This is a genomic window from Bartonella sp. AP19HLJMH, from assembly GCF_042196245.1.
Lineage (GTDB): Bacteria > Pseudomonadota > Alphaproteobacteria > Rhizobiales > Rhizobiaceae > Bartonella.
The window spans coordinates 1-23,003 of sequence record NZ_JBHIPX010000004.1; the positions used below are offsets into that span (position 1 = coordinate 1).

The window sequence follows — 23,003 nt, forward strand, 5'->3', positions numbered from 1 at the left end:
TGAAGAGCAGATGAAGATAGTTCTTGAAGATGCCAATAAGTATACGGATGAGAAAGTTAGTGGTCTTGTCAATGATGGTGTTAACGAGTCGAAATCCTATACGGATATGAAGTTTGAGACATTGAATTATGCTATTCAGGATGTTCGGAAAGAAGCAAGACAAGCTGCTGCTATTGGTCTAGCGGTGTCCAACTTACGTTACTATGATATACCAGGATCTTTAAGTGTTTCATTTGGGAGTGGTTTATGGCGCAGTCAATCTGCACTTGCTATTGGTGCTGGTTATACATCTGAAGATGGAAATATTCGCTCGAATGTATCTGTGACAAGTGCTGGAGGTCATTGGGGAATAGGCGCTGGAATTACTCTGAGGTTGAGATGATAATAGAAAAAATGGCTGTTATTGTAAAAACGAGAAGTATGTTAGTAAAGGTTCTGTTTGCTCTTGCCTTAATAGGCAAGAGCGAAAGCTTTGCCAACGAGAACAATAATATTTATACAGTGCATCCACCGCACTTATCGATACCTAAGGGAGAACCTGGCGAAACACGTCGAATTATTATGCAGTTTTATGATTGGACTTTGATTTGTGACGAAAAACAAAAGCTTAAACATAAGCAAGGTATATGTAATGTGACACAGACGGTTCATGATCAAGAAGGAAATACCATTTTTAGTTGGTCTCTTGTTTCTACGACAAGTGGTCAAGCAGTGATGCTTTTTCGAACATTGCCAAATTCTGATATAAATGTTCCGATTCAAATGTTTGTAAAAGGTGTTAAAAAACCTGTTCTTATTAATTATACGCAATGTAATGAAACGGTTTGTTTGGCACAATCACCTGTAGGGCCAGTTTTGACTAAACAAATAGAGCAGAACAATAAGGTACGTATTTCCTATAAAACTAAAGAAGGTAAGGTATTTTCTTTTACTGTACCATTTAAAGGGTTAAATGCAGCACTTAATTCTTTCCGTCCTTAGAATCCATCGAGTATTTTTAACAAGAGTCATTTTTCCATAAATTGTTGTATTATATTTTTGAGTGTAAATTATAAGGTCAAATAAGTAAGAAGTTTTATATAATATGATATCGAGGTGATTTATTGGAAAGAGTGAGAGTTTTATGAATATAAAGTCACAGTAAGTTCTTTATATGTAATAGAAAATCAAGTTAGTGTTTCCCGTAATGCTTAAAGAATGATTTCGTTAGTTATTAAAAGTAAAAAAGATTAGAAATACTCGATTTATTCCTTACAATAATGAGTAGACTAAATTCTTTTTTTAAGCTTAAAATGGATTTTTAAAGCGGTCTGATTAAGCATTAATATTTTTCAGATAAATTTATAATTCTAGAGTTTTTTTGAACGATAGTTTTTATTGGTATTCACGAAATAACAGCTATTGTAATTGCATTTTGTAGTACTACGGAACTTTTATTCCAGCATAATCAAAGCCATTTCATTGCATATAACAAACGAGGTTTGTGTGTGGATAACAAAAAAATTTTTTTCTTATAAACCGTACTGATGTATAGGTTGTTGTAACCTTAAGAGTCAGCAAATAGTATGATAGTGTAGGTTTGTTACAATAGAGGTGTGCTCCGTGTGAATGGTATCAAGAAAAGAGCATAATTTATAAAAATTGATGTGAACGTAAACGATTAATTTATAGTTTTAAGTTCATAAAGAGATGCATGATTTCACGGAAACAACCGAAAGATTATACAAAAAACTGAATGATGTTAGTGTAGAAAATTTTAATGATAGAAAAAGAAAGAATGATTTCTTGTATATATCATTTGATGCTGCATTATTGCTTTATTTAGGAATGAGCAGAAGAGTTTTCGCGTTTATTTATTGGGGGAACGCTCAAGGGATAAGGGACATGACCCCGTTAAATTATGGTTCAAAAGAGTTAAAGCAAGGAGAAATATACGATACCAAAGCAGATCAATTGTATGATCAGTGCGGTAGTAATACAAATAATCTTTCTGCATTGTCACGAACAGAGGCATACTCTGTCCTTGTTGATATAAAGAGACAACAGAGAAAAAAACATTATGAACAGAAACAGGTTTTTGTTCAATCTGAGGCAGCTTTTGAGTTTCATAATCAGATAATGATAGGTGCTCAAAAAACAAAAAAACTCAAAGCACCTTTTCTTCGACGGTTCCATTCAGTAAAATCTCCACCTCTTTATGCGGCACTTGATCTCGGAACAAATAATTGTCGTCTTCTTATCGCATCTCCCAGTAAACCTGGATATTTTCGTGTTGTTGATGCTTTTTCTCGTATTGTACGATTGGGAGAAGGTTTAATAAATAACGGTTTTCTTAATACACAAGCTATGGATCGTGCGATTGAAGCATTAAAGATTTGTCATTTAAAGCTAAAACAAAGGCATATTAAGCGTTATCGCTTGATTGCAACGGAAGCTTGTCGTTCTGCAGAAAATGGTAGACATTTTATTCAGCGTGTTTTGGAGGAGACAGGTCTTGAATTGGAAATTGTTGATCGGCAAACAGAAGCGCGTTTTGCTGTTACAGGGTGTAGTACACTTGTTGAACCAAATACTGACGCAATTGTGCTTTTTGATATTGGAGGAGGATCATCAGAAATTGTGCTACTTGATGTTTCTCAAAAGCGTTCTTTTCGTTTAGCTCGACAAATTATCGCTTGGACTTCTCTTCCTGTTGGTGTTGTTACGCTTGCTGAACGTTTTGGAGGGAATGATATTAGCTTAGACGATTTTGAAAAAATGAAAAGTTATGTGCGAGGGTTATTAAATAATTTTTCAGATCGTCATAAATTAGGAGAGTTAGCACAAGGTTCAAAGTTTCATCTTTTGGGAACCTCCGGTACGGTTACGACTTTAGCAGGAATGTATCTTAATTTAGAGCGTTATGATAGGAAAAAAGTGGATGGCATTTGGATGAATGATGCGGACATTACACTTATGACACAACGCCTATTATCATGGGATATAGAAAAACGTGTCATAAGCCCTTTTATTGGACGCGAGAGAGCAGATTTAGTTTTAGCTGGTTGTGCAATTTTAGATGTTATTCGGGAAGTTTGGCCAAGTCAGCGTTTAAGAGTTGCTGATCGTGGATTAAGGGAAGGAATTTTGATAGAGCTAATGTTACGCGATGGAGTATGGTGTCGTCATAGAAGGAGCAGAGATTTCAAGCGTTAGAGAATTAAATATGGAGACAATGAATAACGATGAAAAAAACAACAAAAACACCAAGAGGTGGCTATGGAGGTTCAGGGTCACATGAATTATATCAGCGCGTAAAAAAGAAAGCAGGAACCATTAAAGCTTCATCACGACGATGGTTAGAGAGGCATCTGAATGATCCTTATGTCCATCAATCAAAAGTAGATGGTTATCGTTCGCGTGCGGCTTATAAACTCATTGAAATTAATGAGCGCTATAGGTTTTTGAAAAAAGGTCAAAAGGTTATTGATCTAGGAGCAGCACCTGGGGGCTGGTGTCAGGTGGTTGAGCGTATAGTAGGGTCAAGTGATGAGGATCCTAGCGTTGTTGGTATTGATTATTTACATGTTGATCCATTACCTAGAGTTGCCATGTTGGAAATGGATTTTTTGCATACAGATGCACCGCAGAAATTAATTGAAACTTTAGGGACAAAACCGGATGTGGTTCTTTCTGATATGGCAGCGCCAACAACAGGTCATCGTCAGACGGATCATTTAAGAACGATTTATTTATGTGAAGTTGCGGCTGATTTTGCTCTTTCGGTTCTCAAGCCTGGGGGATATTTTTTAGCAAAGGCTTTTCAAGGGGGAGCAGAAAACACTCTTCTTGCAAGATTAAAACAGCATTTTAAAAAAGTCTACCATGTTAAACCACCCGCAAGCCGATCAGAATCAGTAGAGCTTTATCTTCTAGCACTTGAATTTAAGGGAAAAACAAAAGTACAAGAATAGCACCTTCTTTTAAGAAGACTTAATTTTACTTAACCTATTTAAATGCGATGATTTTTTTCTCAAAGAGTTATCAGCGATAGTGACAGTTTTTCTGTTATCAATGATGAAAAACTGGTAAAATTAATGTATTGCCTATAGAGGTAGAGAGATTGATTCCTCAGTGAGTGTTTCCAATGAAATTTCTTGATCAAGCTAAAGTTTATATTCGTTCTGGTAATGGAGGTTCTGGAGCAGTATCATTTCGCCGTGAAAAATTCATAGAATTTGGGGGGCCTGATGGAGGGAATGGAGGACGGGGTGGTGATGTCTGGGCTCTTGTTGTTGATGGACTTAACACGCTGATTGATTATCGCTACCAACAGCATTTTAAAGCAAAAACAGGGGGACATGGCAAGGGGCGTAATATGACGGGTGAGAAGGGTGATGATGTCATCCTTAAAGTTCCGGTTGGGACTCAAATTTTTGAAGAAGATAATGCAACGTTAATATGTGATTTAACGGAAGTGGGACAGCGCTATCGCCTTGCAAAAGGAGGGAATGGCGGTTTTGGCAATCTTCACTTTACAACATCGACAAATCGGGCACCGCGTCGTGCAAATCCAGGTTTGTCTGGAGAAGAGCGTGCAATATGGCTTCGTTTGAAGTTAATTGCTGATGCGGGACTTGTTGGTTTACCCAATGCCGGAAAATCAACTTTTTTAGCTTCTGTAACGGCGGCAAAGCCAAAAGTTGCAGATTATCCTTTTACCACTCTACATCCTCATCTTGGTGTTGTACGAATTGATGGTCGTGAATTTGTTTTGGCTGATATTCCGGGATTGATTGAAGGAGCGCATGAAGGTGTAGGAATTGGAGACCGTTTTTTAGGACATGTGGAACGTTGTCGTGTGCTCCTTCATTTGATTTCTGCTCAAGAAGAAGATGTAGCAAAAGCGTATCAAATTGTGCGTCATGAACTTGAGGCATATGGAAATAATCTAAGTGATAAGACTGAAATTGTAGCTTTAAGCCAGATAGATACTCTCGCTCATGAAGAGCGTGAAGCTAAACGGGAAGCTTTGCAAAGAGCAGCGGATCAACCAGTTATGATGTTTTCTGCGGTTAGCCGCGAAGGTTTAGAAAATGTGCTGCGTGCTGGTGCACATATTATTGAAATATCACGCAAAGAGGAGAACGGTGGGGATAGCAGGATTGATTGAGATGGCTGTTGGATCGCAAAAACTTACACACTATAAACGTATTGTGGTCAAGATTGGATCTGCCCTTTTGGTTGATCCTCAAGCAGGTTTACGGGTTGAGTGGCTTAAAAGCTTGATCAATGATGTTGTTGAATTGCACAAAAAAGGCGTAGAGATATTATTGGTGTCTTCAGGTGCTATTGCTTTAGGAAGGACATTGCTACAGCTTCCTAAGGGGGCTTTGAAATTGGAAGAAAGCCAGGCATGTGCTGCTTTAGGGCAAATTGAGTTAGCAAAAACCTATGGTGATGCGCTTGCTCAACATGGGCTCAAAATAGGCCAAATTTTGCTCACTTTATTTGATACGGAGGAGCGAAGGCGTTATCTCAATGCACGTGCAACGATTGAGATGCTTTTATATTTGGGAGCTGTGCCTGTTATTAATGAGAATGATACTGTTGCAACAACTGAAATTCGTTATGGTGATAATGATCGTTTAGCTGCACGTGTGGCAACAATGGTGAGGGCAGATCTTTTAATACTTTTATCCGATATTGATGGTCTTTATACAAAGTCTCCCCATAGTGATCCTACGGCTGAATTTATACCTTTTGTTGCATCCATTACGCATGATATCGAAAAAATGGCAGATGTTGCTGCTTCAGAGTTTTCACGGGGAGGAATGAAGACTAAGCTTGAAGCCGGAAAAATAGCTAATGCTGCTGGAACGGCGATGATTATCACCTCAGGCAAGCGTATGAATCCCCTTGCTGCAATTGACAAAGGTGAACGCAAGAGTTTTTTTGCGGCAAGTAAGAAATCTGTCAATGCTTGGAAAACATGGATTTCTGGTCATTTAGATCCATCTGGTGTTTTGACGATTGATCAAGGAGCCATTAGGGCCCTTGAATCAGGAAAATCATTATTAGCTGCAGGGGTTATTGCCGTTGAGGGAAATTTCCAACGTGGGGATACTGTTGCAATTGTTGATACAAATGGGGTTGAGATTGCGCGTGGACTTGTAAGCTATGACAAAGATGAGGCTGTACGCATTATAGGACATAAAAGTGAAGAAATTGAAGCTATTCTTGGGTATGAGGCGCGCTCTGCTATGGTGCATCGTAATGATATGATTGTACGTTGCTTGACCAATACTGTTTAAAAAAGTTACTTTTGTTTTTATTGTTTTGGCAGAGTGGATGTTACGATGACTTTAGAAGAACAAATGAAAGATATGGGACAAAAAGCACGCTATGCCGCTGCAGCGTTGGCCGTTGCTTCTTCTGAGCAAAAGAACAATGCATTAGAAATGATCGCTTTAAGTCTAGAGGCTCAGTCAGATGAAATTTTACGGGCGAATTGTCAAGATTTAGAGAATGCTGCTCAGAATAATTTGAAAGCTGCAATGATTGATCGGCTAAAATTAGATGATTTGCGTTTACGTGCAATGATAGACAGTGTTCGCCAAGTTGCTCGTTTGTCTGATCCTGTTGGGCAAGTGATGGATGAATGGACGCGTCCAAATGGGCTTCATATAAGTCGTGTACGAACACCTCTTGGTGTGATTGGCATTATTTATGAAAGTCGTCCAAATGTTACAGTTGATGCGAGTGCTTTGTGCTTAAAAGCTGGCAATGCTGCGATTTTGCGCGGTGGTTCGGATAGCTTTCATTCTTCTCATGCTCTTCATTTAGCTTTGGTACAAGGTTTAGAACGCTCTGGTTTACCTAAAGATGCCATCCAAATGGTTGGAACGACAGATCGTGCTGCCGTTGGGGGAATGCTCAAAGGATTGGATGGAGCGATTGATGTGATCGTACCACGTGGTGGAAAGAGCCTTGTTGCCCGTGTTCAGTCTGATGCACGTGTTCCAATTTTTGCTCATTTGGAGGGACTTTGTCATATTTATATTGATAAATCGGCAGATTTAGATATGGCACGCAATATTGTTTTAAATGCAAAGCTGCGGCGAACAGGGATATGCGGTGCTGTTGAGACAGTTCTCATTGACAGCCAAGCATTAAAAAAGTTTCTTCCTGTTTTAACTGCTTTACAGGAGAAGGGATGTGAAATTCGCGCCACAGAAGATATTGTTTTTCTTATACCAGATGTCAAATTAGCGTCTGAAGAAGATTGGTCGCATGAATATCTTGATGCTATTCTTTCTGTTAAAACGGTTGAGGGTGTTGAGGGAGCCATTTCTCATATCAAGCGTTATTCATCAGGACATACGGAATCGATTATTGCTGAGGATTTAGAAGTGGTGAAGAATTTTTTTAATCATTTAGATTCAGCTATTTTATTACACAATGCATCTACACAATTTGCTGATGGAGGTGAATTTGGTTTTGGAATGGAAATTGGTATCGCAACAGGAAAAATGCATGCACGTGGTCCCATAGGTGTTGAACAGCTAACATCATTTCAATATCACGTTAAAGGAAATGGTCAGGTTAGAGCTTGAGAACACCATTTTTTCCATGGAAAAATTGTATGCCACATGTTGAAAGATCTAATGTTGTGGGTCTTTTTGGTGGTTCCTTTAATCCACCGCATGCGGGGCATCTTCTTGTTGCAAAAATTGCCATTCGGCGTTTGCATCTTGATCAGTTATGGTGGATGATCACTCCAGGAAATCCTTTGAAGGATTGTACACAGTTGCTCTCTTTAGAGGAGAGAATGCAATTAAGTTTTAAACTTATTGACCATCCAAAAATTCGCTTAACAGGTTTTGAACAGGCTATAGGGAGCAAAGTATCAGTAGATACGATTTTTCATATTCTTACCCATTACAGTGGCGTAAATTTTGTATGGATTATGGGGGCAGATAGTTTTACAACGATACATCATTGGTATCGATGGCGTGATATTGTCTCTATGCTTCCTATTGCGATTATTGATCGTCCTTTAGGCAATCGGTCAGCACTTTCCTCTCCTATGGCACATATTTATCGCCGTTTTCGTTTGGATGAGAGAGAAAGTTGGCGCTTACCTTTTATCAAGCCACCAGTTTGGACTTATTTGCATGGACCTTTATCTTTTCAATCTTCAACAAACCTTCGTTTGAAGAAGAATGATTTTTCTTGAACATTTCATAAGATTCTGCTTCTCTTTAGAGAAGTCTCTTTTTTAGATTCCACAACGATAAGAAAGGATATTGAGCTGAAAAACGTTGCACACAAACACTCTTACGATATTATGCCTTCAAAAGAAAAAAAAGTTTTTTCTGTTAGTGAGAGTCTTGAAGTTATTCTCAAGAGTTTAGAAGATACAAAAGCAGAAGATATTGTTGCTATTGATATTCGAGGGAAGTCATCTTTGGCTGATTATATGGTCATAGCTTCAGCAAATTCGCAGCGTCATGTATCGTCTGTTGCTGATCATTTATTACATACTTGGAAAGATAGTGGGCAGGGGCTTGCGCGTGTAGAAGGGCTTGCTGGAGGTGACTGGGTATTGATTGATACAGGTGATATTATCATTCATCTTTTTCGTCCAGAAATTCGTCTTTTTTATAATTTAGAAAAAATATGGATGACGCCGGATTTAAACGATACGGCTTTGCTTCTCTTCGGAGATCATTAAAATGCAAATTTCTATTTTTGCGGTTGGTCGTATGAAAAGTGGGGCGGAGCAAAAATTAGTTCAGCATTATTTGGATCGTTTTTCTAAAATTTCTGGAGATATAGGCTTTCATTTAAAAAAGTTACAAGAGATACCAGAAAGTCGTGCTCAAACAGTTTATCAACGTATGGAGGAAGAGGGGAGAAAACTTATTGAATTTTTACCTGAAAAATGTCGATTAATTGTGTTAGATGAGCGTGGAGAATCGATTTCGTCAATTTCTTTTTCTGAAAAATTGAGGCGTTATCGTGATGAGGGCATTCGAGATGTCGTCATTGCTTTGGGAGGACCTGATGGGCATAATGAACAAATAAGGAAGCGTGCTGATTTTCTTTTATCTTTTGGTTTGATGACGTGGCCACATCAAATTGCACGTATTCTTCTTACAGAACAACTTTACCGCGCTGTAACAATTGAAAATAATCATCCGTATCATCGTTTTTAATATTTTTGTTCAATTTTTAGCACTTATTTATATGTTTATTAATATTGTTTTAGCTGACACCATTTAAAGCATCTCTAATGTATACGATGAGGTGTCATGGTTTTTGCAAATGAAAAAGCTTCTTCATAGAAAGATGCTATATTTATATGAGGAGTGCGTCATATTTGTCATTCTGCTCTTGAGTATATTTTTTTGCTTTTCTGTATCGCATGCGGAAGATACAATGAGGAGTACGGAAGTCCATAAAGAATTAGGAGAAATTCGCCAAAATATTTCACTTTCGCGTGAGCGTGTTGCTTTTCTTATGCATCAAGTTGAGCATTTAAAAAAAGATCAACGTGTTTTGAGTGATGCACTCATAAAGGCGGCTAAAGAAGAACGTATAGTAGCAGATGATATTGCTAAAAGGGAAGAAAAGCTTAAAAAAATGATAGAAAAGCGGGTACAAGTCTATCAAAGTTTAAAAAATCGTCGTGCTGAATTTGCGGAAGTTCTTGCAATTTTGGAGCGTATGGGATTGAATCCGCCTCCTGCTCTTATGATACAGCCAGAGGACGCGTTGGCTTCTATACGTAGTTCTGTTTTATTAGGTACCGTTATTCCTCAGATGCAAGAGAAAACACGAGATTTAACAGAAAAACTCAAGGAGTTGACCAATTTGAGTAATTCCATTACTACGGAATATAAGGCATTAAAGACAAAGCTGCAAAATCAAGCAGAGCAGCGAAAACGTCTAGAGCTTTTATTAGACCAAAAAAACAAACTACAAAAAAAATCAGAAAAAGAACTTACAGAACAGCAACAAAAAAATATTGCTCTTGCTAAAAAAGCGCAGTCTTTAGAAGAATTGATTTTAGAGCTCGACCGTCAGTCAAAACTTAGCTCTGATGCATCAGTACAGGTACGGAAAAGTTTGCAATTGTTAGAACAGTCCAATTTTGAAAGCCGAAAAGGTTCTTTACTTTTTCCTGTTTCAGGAAAAAGAATACATCACTCTAACAAAAGTTCGCAGATTACGCGCTTTGGTGAAACGATAGAAACAGAGTCAGGAGCTGTTGTTATATCACCTGTGGATGCTTTTGTTGCTTTTGCTGGGCCATTTCGTTCTTACGGACATTTAATCATTCTCAATGTTGGAAATGGTTATCATATCATTCTTACTGGAATGTCGAGAATTAATGTAAAACAGGGGCAGTTTGTTCTTTCAGGTGAGCCTCTGGGTATAATGGAAATGCAATTTATTTCAAATAGTGTTGCATTGGATATAGGAAAAACTTCTCCAATGCTTTACATTGAGTTTAGAAAGCAGGGAAAACCTGTAAATCCAACTCCTTGGTGGCAGACTGAAAAAATAAGAAGGAGCCAAAATGATTCGTAAAGTTATTCTTTTGGTCGCTGGGGTATTGCTCGGCGCCTGTTCAATGATTATGGTGCAGTCTGTTGCTGCGAATAATGAAGATAATGCATATAAAAAGCTAGCTATATTTGGCGATGTTTTTGAGCGTGTGCGTATGCAATACGTTACAGTTCCAGATGATAAAAAGCTTATTGAAAATGCTATCAATGGCATGCTCACATCACTGGACCCTCATTCATCTTATTTGAATGCTGAAGAAGCCAAGGATATGCGGGATTCTACGAAAGGAGAGTTCGGAGGTCTTGGTATTGAGGTCACTATGGAAAAAAACTTAATTAAAGTTGTTTCACCAATGGATGATACTCCCGCTTCAAAAGCAGGTATTCTAGCAGGAGACCTTATTTCAAAAATTGATGATGTACAAACGAATGGTCAAACATTGAATGAAGCTGTTAATAAGATGCGAGGTGCTCCTGGAACACCAATTACCTTAACAATTATTCGTTCTGGCGTTGATAAGCCATTTGAAGTGAAGATTGTTCGTGATATTATCAAAGTAAAAGCGGTGAAATATCGGGTTGAAGGTGATATTGGATATTTAAGAGTTATCCAGTTTTCTGAACAGACATTAAATAATCTTCTAGCGGCAATTAAAGATATCCAATCTAAAATTCCTGAAGATAAGCTAAAAGGTTATGTCCTTGATTTGCGGCTTAATCCGGGTGGGCTTTTAGATCAAGCTGTTAATGTTTCGAGTGCTTTTCTCAATAAAGGTGAAATTGTGTCGACTCGTGGGCGCAAAAAGAGTGATGTGACAAGATTTGATGCGAAGCCAGGGGATGTCATCAATGGAAAACCGCTCATTGTTCTTATTAATGGTGGTTCAGCAAGTGCTTCTGAAATTGTTGCGGGTGCATTGCAAGATCATCGTCGTGCAACAATTTTAGGGACGCAGTCTTTTGGTAAAGGATCTGTTCAAACAATTATTCCTTTGGGTGAAAATGGGGCTTTACGCTTAACAACAGCACTTTATTACACGCCATCAGGCACTTCTATTCAAGGAACAGGGATCACACCTGATATTATTGTAGAGCAACCACTCCCTGAAAAATATAAAGGTTATGATGTAAAAGTTGGTGAGTCTGCATTAAAAGGACATATCAAAGGAAAACGAGAGAGTAATAAAGGATCTGGTTCAGCTGCTTTTGTTCCCAAAGACCCTAAAGATGATATTCAATTGAATGAGGCTTATAAACTGTTACGAGGTGAAATGGCAAATGCAGCATTTCCACCAGATCCCAATAAGGATGTGTTAAAGTGAGAATTGATATCTATAGCTTGCGATTTTGAGGAATATTAAATGGATGCAGATATTAATTTGAAGATTCTTCCATATCGCAAATGTGTTGGGATTGTTGTCTTTAATCATGAGGGGAAAGTGTGGGTTGGGCGTCGTTTAATGATGCCCATTCATGCAGATGCAGATATTGACATATCTCATCGTTGGCAGCTTCCTCAAGGAGGGATTGATGAAGATGAAAAACCATTAGATGCGGCATATCGTGAACTTTATGAAGAAACGGGTATTCGATCTGTAAAGTTGATTAAAGAAGCACAAAATTGGTTCCATTATGATTTTCCACAAGAACTTATTGGGTGCACATTAACAAATAAATATCGTGGGCAAATACAAAAATGGTTTGCTTTCCAGTTTACAGGAAAGCTTTCTGAAATTGCGATTAATCCGCCACCAGATGGCAATAAAGCGGAATTCGATCAATGGAAATGGATTGATCTAGAAACCCTTCCGTTGATTGCTGTTTCTTTTAAAAAGCACGTTTATACGAAAGTTGTCAGCGAATTTCGAGGTAGCCTTAGACCATTATAAAAGCTATATGATTATGAGAAAGCTTTTTTTATTAAGATGCTTTATATTATAATAAATAATAAACATGTTTATCTTTTATGTAAAGAACAGGAATATAAAATGAAAAAGTTATTTAATTTACTTATAGTTTTTACTCTCTTGAGTATTTCATCTGTTGCATTTGCAACAAGTTCAAAGCCTCCTGCATCAAAAGATGCGGCAGCGACATTGCCAAATGGAGCTTCTTCTTTGACTGAAACCTACGGTTTGTGGACTATTAACTGTGGTATACAAGAAGGGAAAAGAATTTGTTTTATGCACCGTCAAGAAGTAAATGAGCAGGGGCGTGTTGTTGTGGCTATGGGCCTTACTCTCGATGCTGAGGGTGTTGTATCTGGTAATTTAACAGTTCCTTTTGGCATTTTGGTTTCTAAACCTGTTCGTTTACAAGTTGATGAGGGAAAAGCTGTTATCGAAACCGGTATCCGGACTTGTGTACCAGCAGGTTGTGTGGTTCCTGTTGTTTTTGACAAAAATCACGTAGCAGCTTTACGTTCTGGAAAACAGTTAAAGTTGGCGATGACAATTGCTGCTGCAGGTGAACCAGCTTTGAATGATTTATTTGTTCAGCTAGATGGTTTTAGCAGTGCTCTTAATCGTTTGACTGCTTTGCAGAAATAATTTTAAAACTAAAAGCGGCCTTTAAAAGGCCGTTTTTAGTTTGTTTGTTTTTTATAATTAATAATTAAAACGATGAGATTTAAGATTAATCCTATAAGGGATATTCAGATTTTTTGCCGTTTCTTCTATTTTATGTGCTATTTTTAATTTTGATATTTGTTTTCTAACTGCATCGTCATTAAATAGAGAGATGAAGAATTTAGATGCTTGGTTTTTATTCAAGAAAAAAGAGTATTGAAATATAAAACCATTTTTTGATACACAGACCTGCTTTAATGAAGGTTTTCTATACGCTCTTCTGTTTCCTTGATTGAAAGGGATGACGCATGATTTATGCATTGCTTCGAACGATTGATTTGATTTTTGAGATTTATATCGATATTTTAATCGCTAGTGTCATTTTTTCTTGGCTTTATGTCTTTAATATCATAAATTCGCGCAATCGCTTTGTTGTTTTGATAGGAAGCTTTCTATATCGTCTTACAAATCCCGTTCTAAGCCGTATCCGGCAAATTTTACCAAATTTGGGAACGATTGATATTTCACCTATTGTAGTGTTCATTATTATTTATTTTATTCGTACTTTTATGTGGCGCGTTTACGCAAACATGTATGTATAGAAATATTACTTGAGGCGAATACATGTTTTATCAAGTTGATGAAAATAACTTGATTTTGTTTGTATATCTCATTCCCAAATCATCTGTTGACAAAATAATAGGGGTTGAATGTAGGGATGGTGAAAAACAATATCTGGTTATACGCCTTCGTGCTGTTCCTGAAGATGGAAAAGCGAATAAAGCTCTCATTAAATTTCTTGCGAAGCAGTGGAGAATCCCATCTTCTTCTATTTCTCTGAAAAACGGTGCAATATCTCGCTACAAACAACTTTACTTTTCAACACATTTAGAAGAGCTAAAGCAGATATGGCAATCCTTTAGAGATTACATCTCGTAGAAAAAATAAATAACAAAGCCTATTTTTTATAGGCTTTATTTTATTAAATCGTTATATTTTGTTATTGCGCTCAACAGCTTGCTTAATTAATTCATGAGCAAAGTTTTTATCACGCCATCCTTCAATTTTAGCCCATTTTCCAGGTTCCAGATCTTTGTAATGCTTGAAGAAATGTTCAATTTGTTTGAGTGTAATCTCGGGCAGGTCTGTATAGTCATGAATATTGATATAGCGTTTTGTTAATTTTGTAGTGGGAATGGCAATAATTTTTTCATCTTTACCACCATCATCTTCCATCATTAGAGCTCCGATGGGGCGAACATTGATAACACAACCAGGCATAAGTGGACGGGTATTACAGATAAGGACATCAATAGGATCACCATCATCTGAAAGCGTATGAGGGACAAAACCGTAATTTCCAGGATAAACCATTGATGTATGAAGAAAACGGTCAACAAATAATGCACCAGACTTTTTATCCATCTCATATTTTACTGGCTGCCCACCAAGGGAGACTTCCACAATAACGTTAATATCTTCTGGTGGATTTTTGCCTACGGGTATTTCCTTAATATTCATAGAGACATCCTTTCTGGAATATAGTGAGGCTCAATACAATTAAATATTTTATAAATATTTTACCAAAGAGATTATGAAATTAACTTGAAATTGATGCACGTGTTTTTTCAAAACGTTTACGTTCATTAGGATCAAGATAGAGTTTGCGGAGACGAATATTTTTAGGGGTTACCTCCACAAGCTCATCATCTTGTATCCACGATAAGGCGCGTTCTAATGTCATTTTAATTGGAGGCGTTAGCTTTACGGCCTCATCTTTTCCGGAAGCGCGCATATTGGTGAGTTTTTTCCCTTTTAACACATTAACTTCTAAGTCATTATCTCGTGAGTGGATGCCAATAATCATACCTTGATAGACTTTAACACCCGCATCGATGATCATAGGTCCACGATCTTCAAGATTAAAAAGAGCATAAGCGACAGATTCACCGTTATCATTTGAAATCATAACACCATTAACACGACCAGCAATGTCTCCTTTATAAGGTTCATAAGCATGGAAAAGGCGATTCATAATTGCTGTACCACGTGTGTCCGTTAAAAGTTCAGATTGATAACCAATGAGTCCTCGGGTTGGTGCATAAAAGACAAGGCGGACACGATTACCTCCAGAAGGACGTAATTCCACCATTTCGCCTTTACGTTCAGACATTTTTTGTACAACAGTACCGGAATATTCTTCATCAACATCGATAACAACTTCTTCGATTGGCTCAAGAGTTATTCCATTTTCATCTTTTTGCATAACAACACGTGGACGTGAAACACTAAGCTCAAATCCTTCACGGCGCATATTTTCAATAAGAACTGCAAGCTGTAATTCTCCTCGTCCTGAAACGTAGAAAGAATCTTTATCGGCTGATTCTTCAATTTTAAGAGCAACATTGCCTTCTGCTTCTTTTAACAATCGGTCACGAATGACACGACTAGTTACTTTATCGCCTTCAGTTCCAGCAAGGGGACTATCGTTGACGAGAAAACTCATAGTAACAGTAGGAGGATCAATTGGTTGGGCAGTAAGGGGTTCATTGACAGTAGGGTCACAGAAAGTATCAGCAACGGTACCTTTTTGTAGACCTGCAATCGCAACAATATCACCAGCACTTCCTTCTTCAATAGGTTGCCGTTCTAAGCCACGAAACGCTAAAATTTTTGAAATACGCCCAGTTTCTAAAAGTTTTCCATCTTGTCCAAGAACCTTGACATTTTGATTGGGTTTTAAAGAGCCAGAATGAATCCGTCCTGTAATAATTCGTCCCAAAAACGGATCCGCTTCAAGAATAGTTCCAATCATGCGAAACGGTCCTTCTGCTACACTAGGAGAAGGGACATGCTGCGTCACAAGATCAAATAAAGGACCTAAACCCTGATCTTTTGGTCCTTCAGGGGCTTCAGCCATCCATCCATCGCGTCCAGATCCATAAAGAATAGGAAAATCAAGCTGTTCATCGGTTGCATCAAGAGCAGCGAAAAGGTCAAAAACCTCATTGATGACTTCATCAACGCGTGCATCCGGTCGGTCAATTTTATTAATAGCAACAATAGGGCGCAATCCTACTTTCAATGCTTTGCCAACGACAAATTTTGTTTGTGGCATTGGTCCTTCAGCAGCATCAACAAGTACAATGGCTCCATCAACCATATTGAGGATGCGTTCAACTTCTCCACCAAAGTCAGCGTGTCCTGGTGTATCAACAATATTAATTCGAGTATCTTTCCAAACAACAGATGTCACTTTCGCTAGGATTGTAATTCCGCGTTCTTTCTCAATATCGTTTGAATCCATCATACGTTCGCTTGTACGCTGATTATCACGGAAGTTTCCTGATTGCTTGAGAAGCCCGTCTACAAGCGTTGTTTTCCCATGGTCAACGTGGGCAATGATGGCAATGTTACGCAATTGCATAAATTTTCTTCTTTTCGTTTAATGAAATTTCATTTGAGGCAAAGTCTTTACATTCTTTGCCTGACTATTAGAAAACCTTTTACATGTTTTTTTATAATTTTGGAAGATGGAGGCAATATTTTTATGGCAAAACTATTTATCCAAGTCTTTAAGGCTCTATTGAGCTTCAATTTCTGAAGCTTCGTAAAAGGATTTTTATAGTGCGTATGTTCTATTCTCGAGCTAAGAATTATTCAAAAAATCACCGTCAACTTGATTTCTATCAATATGACACAAGGAATTTATATGAGCTCTTGTAAGAGTAAGTATAAAGCTAGCTGTATTATTGTTGTTGTTTTGCAAAGAGATTGATAAAAATCCGGAATATCTCTCAATCCATAGCCAATTTATTGACAATTTTACAATATTTTTATTCTAAATAAAGCTTTTTCTTATTCTATAACTTGTCAATCAAAATCCAGATCTAATGCAACCGTATATTTGAGGTAAATATTGAGATGATTAAGAATTTTATAAGAAGCTCTAGCTTTTGTATGCCAGATTGGGCAAGAGTTATATCTGTTTGATTTATTTATGAACTCGGCATACAGTCTTATTTAGAAAGAATATGAAGGCATCCAAAGAAAATTCCCATCTTTGCTGTTAATCCAATTTATAATTTCAAAAGCATCTAAAGTAATATCTTTTAAACCATGGAGATAGTGCATTGCCTTACTTTTGTTAATTGCACTCTCTAATAGGAGTATGCTTTTCATGCCAAACAGAACACTTTAAACAGCATATACTTTTTGTTGCATATTCATGTACTTAAGAGAGATTGCTTAACGTACCTACATCCATTCCATGATAGAGCTCATAAATGATATAATATACGCGAATAGTATACTATTAACGCCTTTGTGAAGAAATATAAGGCCTGTTGAGTATCATCATGATTATTCTTTCTCAGCTGTCAATATTGCGCCAGTTTTTGATACGAGAGAGAGAGGATATAAGAAGTATTTTATTTTTTCTTGAATAGTTTTTAGACATACACCGATCTCGTTTGTGACTGGCAAGAAGATGACTTTAATCGATTTAATATGAGAAGCTTTATGATGAGGTAAAATTACGTTATTCGGAGCTGTTATTCAAAAAAATAATAAATTATCTATAGAGCGGTGCGCTAGAAAATAAATAATAAAGCTTATTCTCTTATGGAAAGAATCTTAGGTTACATGACAAGATTTTTCCATAAGTAAGAGTTTTTACTTTACATGTTTAAAGAAGAGTTCCTGACAAAATGAGAGAAGCTACAGAAAAATAGATTATAATGCCCATGACATCTACTAAAGTTGCCACAAAAGGAGCAGAAGCACTTGCTGGATCAAATTTTAAACCTTTAAGAATAAAAGGCAACATAGATCCAGAAAGAGAACCAAAGGTAACGATTCCAACTAAAGCTGTACCCACTGTTGTCGAAATAGCAATCCAATGTTGGCCATAGTCGTAGATACCCAGTTTTTGCCAAAGAGCAATGCGCGTAACACCAATAATTCCTAGTAAGAGACCAAGGGATAGTCCTGTTGGAATTTCACGAATGATCACTTTCCACCAGTCTTTCAACGTGAGTTCACGTAAAGCCAATGCACGGATAATAAGGGATGTAGCCTGTGAGCCGGAATTTCCTCCTGAGCTCATAATGAGAGGTATGAACAGTGTAAGAATAATCGCTTTTTCGAGTTCTGTTTCGAAATGTTGCATAGCACTTGCTGTCAGCATTTCACCGATAAAGAGTAAAGCGAGCCAGCCTCCGCGTTTTTTCATCATTTCAGGAAACTTAATTTGCATATAGGGCTTATTAAGTGCTTCCATACCCCCAAATTTATAGGCATCTTCATTCATTTCATCGACCATAGTATCAAGCACGTCATCAACGGTTACAATGCCAATGACATGGTTACTTTCATCAACTACAGGCACAGAGAGAAGATCATGGCGCTGGAAAAGGCGTGCGATATCTTCATGATGTGTGAAAGGTGATATTGTAATGGGCGAGTCATGGGTAGGGACATTAAGAATTTGTTCATCAGGTGAGGCAAGAATAAGGTTACGCAGGGAAACAGCTTTGAGAAGAGTACCTGTTTTGGGGTCAATTACATAGCTGGTATAAACTGTTTCACGTGTTCGCTCGACCTCACGAATGTGATCCAAAGTTTTTTGTATGGTCCAGTTTGAAGGAACGGCTATAAACTCTGTTGTCATCAGTGCTCCTGCTGTATGATCAGGATAACTGGTGAGTTTTTTAAGTTCAGCGCGCGTTAAGGGGTTAAGCAAGGCATAAAGTCGTGTGCGGGTTTCCTTATCCATTTCTTGAAAGACGTCTGCAGCAGCATCGGCAGACATGCCATCAAGAATTTCAACAGCACGATTTATAGGGAGAAGTTCTAGGATGGCAGCAGGTTGCTCAAGCTCTGGTTTATCAAAAAGTTCGATAACATAATCAAGAGGCAGAAGACTAAGAATAGTTACACGTTCCATGATATCGAGGTCATTGATGATATCAATAGAGTCTGCAAAATGCTGGTTCTTTAACTTTTCAGCGAGAGCTTCAGGAGAAAAATTTTTGAAGTCGAAGGCCGTTTTGATTTCAGTCATGATAAAGTACCTCCTGAAGAGTTGGAGAGTTGTAAATCTAGATAATAGATGAGATAAAAACAAAAGTTTATGGAAGATTTAAAAAAAACTCCCCAGCTATATTCCCAATTGTTAATATTTGAAGTAAAGTCAAGGGTAAATTATAAGTTATAAACAAGTTTCTGAATCACTAAAACGAGAATACAGCTTAATTTGAGGATAATATAAAAACGTAAATGTAAAAATCAGTTCTGATTTTACCATCATTTCTTTAATGTAGTTTGCGATTTTCAAAAGAATCTAAAGCAATATTTTATAAAGAGTGGAGATTATGCTTTTCTCCAAGTGTTTTTGTTAATATGCAATTCTATTGTGATGTGCGAGCGAATAATCTTTATTGCTTCAATATAATATGGTTTGAATGAAAGAACTTTACGATTTTCAGGTTTTTTATTCAATAGGGTTTTGAAAGGTAGTTTTGAAACTCACGAAATAGTTTTAGTATGTTATCAATTTGTGTCGTAAAGATAATTGTTACAGTTTAAATTTATAATGGAGACATAAAGTATTATGACAAAAGCAGCAGTGCTGGACTGGAAGGGATTTTTAGGTCTTCCTGATTTTTCTTCTATAAGTGACGAAGATTTTAAACCCGCTTTTGAACAGGCACTTCAAGAAGCAGAAGAAGAACTAGAGGCAATTGCGATGGTGCAAGAACCACCAACGCTTGAGAATTTTTTGCAGCCTTTTGAGCTTTGCGGCAAAGCGCTTGATCGTGTCTGTTCAATATTTTTCTTACGCACCAGTGCTCATACGAATGTATTAATTCAACAGCTAGAGCAAGAGTTCGTTGTAAAACTTTCTCGTTATTCTTCAAAAATGATGATGGATGCGCGGATATTTGCGAAAATAGATATGCTTTATAAACAGTCGCAGTTGGGCACATTTGAGAGTGAAACAACACGTGTTCTTGAATTATGGTGGAAAAAGTTTGTTTGTCATGGGGCAAAACTCGATGAAAAAGCTAAGAAACGGCTTTTGGAAATTAATGAAAGACTTGCTTTTTTAAATGCTACTTTTGGACAAAATGTCTTAAATGATGAAGCTGAATGGATTCTGTTTTTAAAACAAACAGACTTATCTGGTTTACCGCAAGATCTCATTGCTTCAATGAAGGAAATTGCGTGTGAAAGAGGCAATGAAGAAGCGTATGCATTAACACTAGCACGTTCGATTGTTGAACCTTTTTTAAAATTCTCTGATCGTCGTGATTTGCGTGAGGTTGCATTCCAAGCTTGGGCTAAACGTGGTGAAAATAATAACAAGAATGATAATAAAACAATTATTGTAGAGATTGTTGCGCTTCGAGATGAGCAGGCTAAATTATTGGGATATAAATCTTTCGCAGATTTGAAGCTCGATAATACTATGGCTAAAAGTGTTGATTCCGTTATGGATTTGCTTATGCCTGTATGGAAGCGCGCAAGAGCGAAAGCTTCTACTGAGCAAATTGACTTACAAAATTTTGCCAACAATCAGGGCAGCAATGAATCTTTAGCTGCTTGGGATTGGCGTTATTATGCTGAAAAGCTTCGCACTGAAAAACTTTCTTTCGATAGCGCTGAGATTAAATATTATTTTCAGCTTGATCTTATGATTAAAGCGGCTTTTGGGGTAGCCGAAAAACTCTTTAGCATTACATTTGAAGAAAAAAACGCTGTTACACTTTGGCATCCTGATGCACGTTTGTGGGAAGTAAAAAAGTCTGATGGAAGTCTACTTGGGCATTTTATTGGTGATTATTTTGCACGTTCTTCAAAACGCTCCGGTGCGTGGATGAGTAGTTTGCAATCACAACATAAATTGGATGGCGGACAAAAGCCTATTATCTACAATGTTTGTAATTTTGCTAAACCATCTAAAGGGGAAGTTGCTCTTTTATCACTTGATGATGCACGTACGCTTTTCCACGAATTTGGACATGCATTGCATGGTTTGCTTTCTGATGTCACATGGCCATCTGTGTCGGGAACATCTGTTTCACGTGATTTTGTTGAGCTACCTTCTCAACTTTACGAACATTGGTTAACAGTACCAGAGATATTAAAATCTTATGCTATACATACAAAAACAGGCCATCCTATGCCACAAGAGTTGATAGATAAAGTCTTAGTAGCACAGACATTTAATGCAGGATTTTCTGCCGTTGAATTTATCTCATCAGCTTTAGTGGATATGGCTTTTCATCAAGGCGAAACAGTCACTGATCCAACAGTGTTTGAACGCCAAGAATTAGAAAAGCTGCAAATGCCTGATACAATTATTATGCGTCATCGTCCCCCACATTTTATGCACGTGTTTGCGGGGGATGGTTATGCATCTGGTTACTATTCTTATATGTGGTCGGAAGTCCTTGATGCTGATGCTTTTCAAGCTTTTGAAGAAACGGGAGATGTTTTTAATTCAGAGCTTGCTGATAAGTTGAAACGTTTTATTTACTCCGCTGGAGGAAGTCGTGATCCAGAGGAGCTTTATAAAGCTTTTCGGGGACGAATGCCTTTACCAGAGGCAATGATTAACAAACGTGGACTATAAGATATAACGGTATGGTTAACACCATGCCGTTTTCATATTATTCGAAAGGTACAGTTGCGATTTATGCAAATTTTCTCTTCATTATAGCTCTGTAAACAGAGTTTTTTATCTTATTCGCTTTTTGTTTATAGAGGAAAATAGATTTTGTATTTTAAATAGACATTATGGAAAAGAAAAATTATCAGCTCGATCTTTTTGATGCCCATTTGGTGGAAACCATGATTTTTTTATAAAACTTGACTTTCTTTTGCCTAAAAGGTGAGTGTTTTTTTGTGCCATATCATCGAGGCTCATTGGAGGCTGACGCATAATTTTACTCCGCTCTTGATTCTCTGATTCTTGTATAAGTTTTTGAATAACTTGATCGGTTGAGTAAGAATTTTCATGAGAAAAGGCATAAAAATTTGAAATATTTTTCAATGTTTTTTCTAAATAAGAGGCAAGTTTTTTCTTTCCTTCAGGGGTGAAATGCATGCCATTATTGGTGCGTAATTTGGTTATTTTTCCATTAATATCATAGCCTGAAAAAGAAAAATTTCCTTCTTCATCACTAAAGCCGCTCCAGATATCGAGAAAATACCCTCCTGCTGTTTCTGTTTCTTGTTTATAGAGCGCATTAAAAATTTTCATTTTTTGTGTCAAAAGGTCATTTCCAAAAGAAGGTTGACCTATCCATATCCATGATTTTCCAGAGGCGTGAAGACTTTCAGTAATTTCGATAATTCTTTGTTTGTAGATGCGTATCCATTCTGACTGATCTGTGTTAATCATGTTATGAGAGTCTGTGATGGGTTGATTATCATTTGCACCGATCATCATGATAATAACATCGGGGCTATTTTGATCAATGAGTTTAGAAATATTGCTTTGCCAAGAATAATAATCCGTTCGAACTAAGCCGGAAGCTGGCATTGTGTTGTTCATGATAACGATATCGCTATTATTTATAAAAAATTTCTTAAGTGCATCAGCAACAGCAGAAGCTGCAAAATCCCCTATGACAAGAATGCGCTTTGCATTCTCATTTTTTAGCTTTTGTATGTTTTTTTGTGTTACGATCTTTTTTTGCGGCTTGTCTATTTTTTGTTCTATAATTTGCGGTGGCTGCTGTGTCTGTTTGTTTTGTTGTGACAACCATTTGAAGAAGTTCGTTGCTTTACTTGGGGATGGCTGTAAGATCCCCACAATAGAAAGTGAAAACAGCAATAATGTCAAGTATATCAGGCGAGAAAGAGACAAAAC

General features: G+C 37.3%; 21 protein-coding genes. 17 read left to right on the forward strand and 4 right to left on the reverse strand.

All coding sequences use genetic code 11. The annotated features are described in order from the left end of the window. The 16 genes from ACFINR_RS03155 to ACFINR_RS03230 all read left to right on the forward strand — a co-directional run. A partial coding sequence (locus ACFINR_RS03155) for a YadA-like family protein (RefSeq protein ID WP_375638348.1) occupies positions 1-382 on the forward strand: 382 nt, incomplete at its 5' end. Further along, entirely contained in the window at positions 379-981 is a 603-nt protein-coding gene (locus ACFINR_RS03160; protein ID WP_375632260.1) for an invasion associated locus B family protein, read from the forward strand. The genes ACFINR_RS03155 and ACFINR_RS03160, both read left to right, overlap by 4 nt. Before the next feature lie 903 nt (positions 982-1,884). Then, positions 1,885-3,195: a Ppx/GppA phosphatase family protein gene (locus tag ACFINR_RS03165; protein ID WP_375652488.1), complete on the forward strand. Its 1,311-nt coding sequence runs from the start codon at positions 1,885-1,887 to the stop codon at positions 3,193-3,195. A 29-nt stretch (positions 3,196-3,224) separates the two neighbouring features. Then, the gene (locus ACFINR_RS03170; RefSeq protein ID WP_375611866.1) at positions 3,225-3,953 is read left to right on the forward strand and encodes an RlmE family RNA methyltransferase; all 729 of its coding nucleotides are present in this window, start codon (positions 3,225-3,227) and stop codon (positions 3,951-3,953) included. Positions 3,954-4,126: 173 nt separating this feature from the next. After that, positions 4,127-5,152, forward strand: coding sequence for a GTPase ObgE (obgE, locus tag ACFINR_RS03175; RefSeq protein ID WP_375632262.1), 1,026 nt, complete (start codon positions 4,127-4,129; stop codon positions 5,150-5,152). A 1-nt stretch (position 5,153) separates the two neighbouring features. Continuing rightward, positions 5,154-6,293: a glutamate 5-kinase gene (proB, locus tag ACFINR_RS03180; RefSeq protein WP_375652542.1), complete on the forward strand. Its 1,140-nt coding sequence runs from the start codon at positions 5,154-5,156 to the stop codon at positions 6,291-6,293. 45 nt (positions 6,294-6,338) lie between these two features. Further along, a complete protein-coding gene (locus ACFINR_RS03185) occupies positions 6,339-7,595 on the forward strand; it encodes a glutamate-5-semialdehyde dehydrogenase (RefSeq protein WP_375652489.1) in 1,257 nt (418 codons plus the stop codon). Positions 7,596-7,624: 29 nt separating this feature from the next. Further along, complete coding sequence (locus ACFINR_RS03190) at positions 7,625-8,218, forward strand: nicotinate-nucleotide adenylyltransferase (RefSeq protein WP_375652490.1); 594 nt, start codon at positions 7,625-7,627, stop codon at positions 8,216-8,218. Positions 8,219-8,329: 111 nt separating this feature from the next. Beyond that, on the forward strand, positions 8,330-8,716 hold the full coding sequence (gene rsfS, locus ACFINR_RS03195) for a ribosome silencing factor (protein WP_375610572.1): 387 nt from the start codon (positions 8,330-8,332) through the stop codon (positions 8,714-8,716). A gap of 1 nt (position 8,717) precedes the next feature. Then, positions 8,718-9,200 (forward strand): 23S rRNA (pseudouridine(1915)-N(3))-methyltransferase RlmH, encoded by a 483-nt coding sequence (gene rlmH, locus ACFINR_RS03200; protein ID WP_375632265.1) that lies wholly within the window; start codon positions 8,718-8,720, stop codon positions 9,198-9,200. Positions 9,201-9,333: 133 nt separating this feature from the next. After that, the gene (locus ACFINR_RS03205; protein WP_375613336.1) at positions 9,334-10,578 is read left to right on the forward strand and encodes a murein hydrolase activator EnvC family protein; all 1,245 of its coding nucleotides are present in this window, start codon (positions 9,334-9,336) and stop codon (positions 10,576-10,578) included. Further along, positions 10,568-11,878, forward strand: a complete 1,311-nt coding sequence (locus ACFINR_RS03210) for a S41 family peptidase (protein ID WP_273790634.1) — start codon at positions 10,568-10,570, stop codon at positions 11,876-11,878. Before ACFINR_RS03205 ends, ACFINR_RS03210 begins: the two co-directional genes overlap by 11 nt. 39 nt (positions 11,879-11,917) lie before the next feature. Continuing rightward, the gene (locus ACFINR_RS03215) at positions 11,918-12,445 is read left to right on the forward strand and encodes an RNA pyrophosphohydrolase (protein ID WP_375611860.1); all 528 of its coding nucleotides are present in this window, start codon (positions 11,918-11,920) and stop codon (positions 12,443-12,445) included. Positions 12,446-12,544: 99 nt separating this feature from the next. Then, positions 12,545-13,105, forward strand: a complete 561-nt coding sequence (locus ACFINR_RS03220) for an invasion associated locus B family protein (RefSeq protein ID WP_273790632.1) — start codon at positions 12,545-12,547, stop codon at positions 13,103-13,105. Between the two features lie 326 nt (positions 13,106-13,431). Then, positions 13,432-13,725, forward strand: coding sequence for a YggT family protein (locus tag ACFINR_RS03225; RefSeq protein ID WP_375652491.1), 294 nt, complete (start codon positions 13,432-13,434; stop codon positions 13,723-13,725). 22 nt (positions 13,726-13,747) lie between these two features. Beyond that, positions 13,748-14,062: a DUF167 domain-containing protein gene (locus ACFINR_RS03230; RefSeq protein ID WP_375632266.1), complete on the forward strand. Its 315-nt coding sequence runs from the start codon at positions 13,748-13,750 to the stop codon at positions 14,060-14,062. A 51-nt stretch (positions 14,063-14,113) separates the two neighbouring features. On the opposite strand, the gene ppa is transcribed toward ACFINR_RS03230, so the two are convergent. The 3 genes from ppa to mgtE all read right to left on the reverse strand — a co-directional run bounded on the left by ppa (position 14,114) and on the right by mgtE (position 19,187). Next, a complete protein-coding gene (gene ppa / locus ACFINR_RS03235) occupies positions 14,114-14,644 on the reverse strand; it encodes an inorganic diphosphatase (protein WP_375632267.1) in 531 nt (176 codons plus the stop codon). A gap of 79 nt (positions 14,645-14,723) precedes the next feature. After that, complete coding sequence (typA, locus tag ACFINR_RS03240; protein ID WP_330168603.1) at positions 14,724-16,550, reverse strand: translational GTPase TypA; 1,827 nt, start codon at positions 16,548-16,550, stop codon at positions 14,724-14,726. Between the two features lie 1,260 nt (positions 16,551-17,810). Beyond that, a complete protein-coding gene (gene mgtE / locus ACFINR_RS03245) occupies positions 17,811-19,187 on the reverse strand; it encodes a magnesium transporter (protein WP_375606748.1) in 1,377 nt (458 codons plus the stop codon). Between the two features lie 549 nt (positions 19,188-19,736). On the opposite strand from mgtE, the gene ACFINR_RS03250 reads away from it, so the two are divergent. Further along, positions 19,737-21,761, forward strand: coding sequence for a M3 family metallopeptidase (locus ACFINR_RS03250; protein WP_375652492.1), 2,025 nt, complete (start codon positions 19,737-19,739; stop codon positions 21,759-21,761). Positions 21,762-21,923: 162 nt separating this feature from the next. Here the strand turns inward: ACFINR_RS03250 and ACFINR_RS03255 are convergent, their stop codons facing one another. Beyond that, a complete protein-coding gene (locus ACFINR_RS03255; protein ID WP_375652493.1) occupies positions 21,924-23,000 on the reverse strand; it encodes an SGNH family hydrolase in 1,077 nt (358 codons plus the stop codon). Positions 23,001-23,003: the final 3 nt, after the last annotated feature.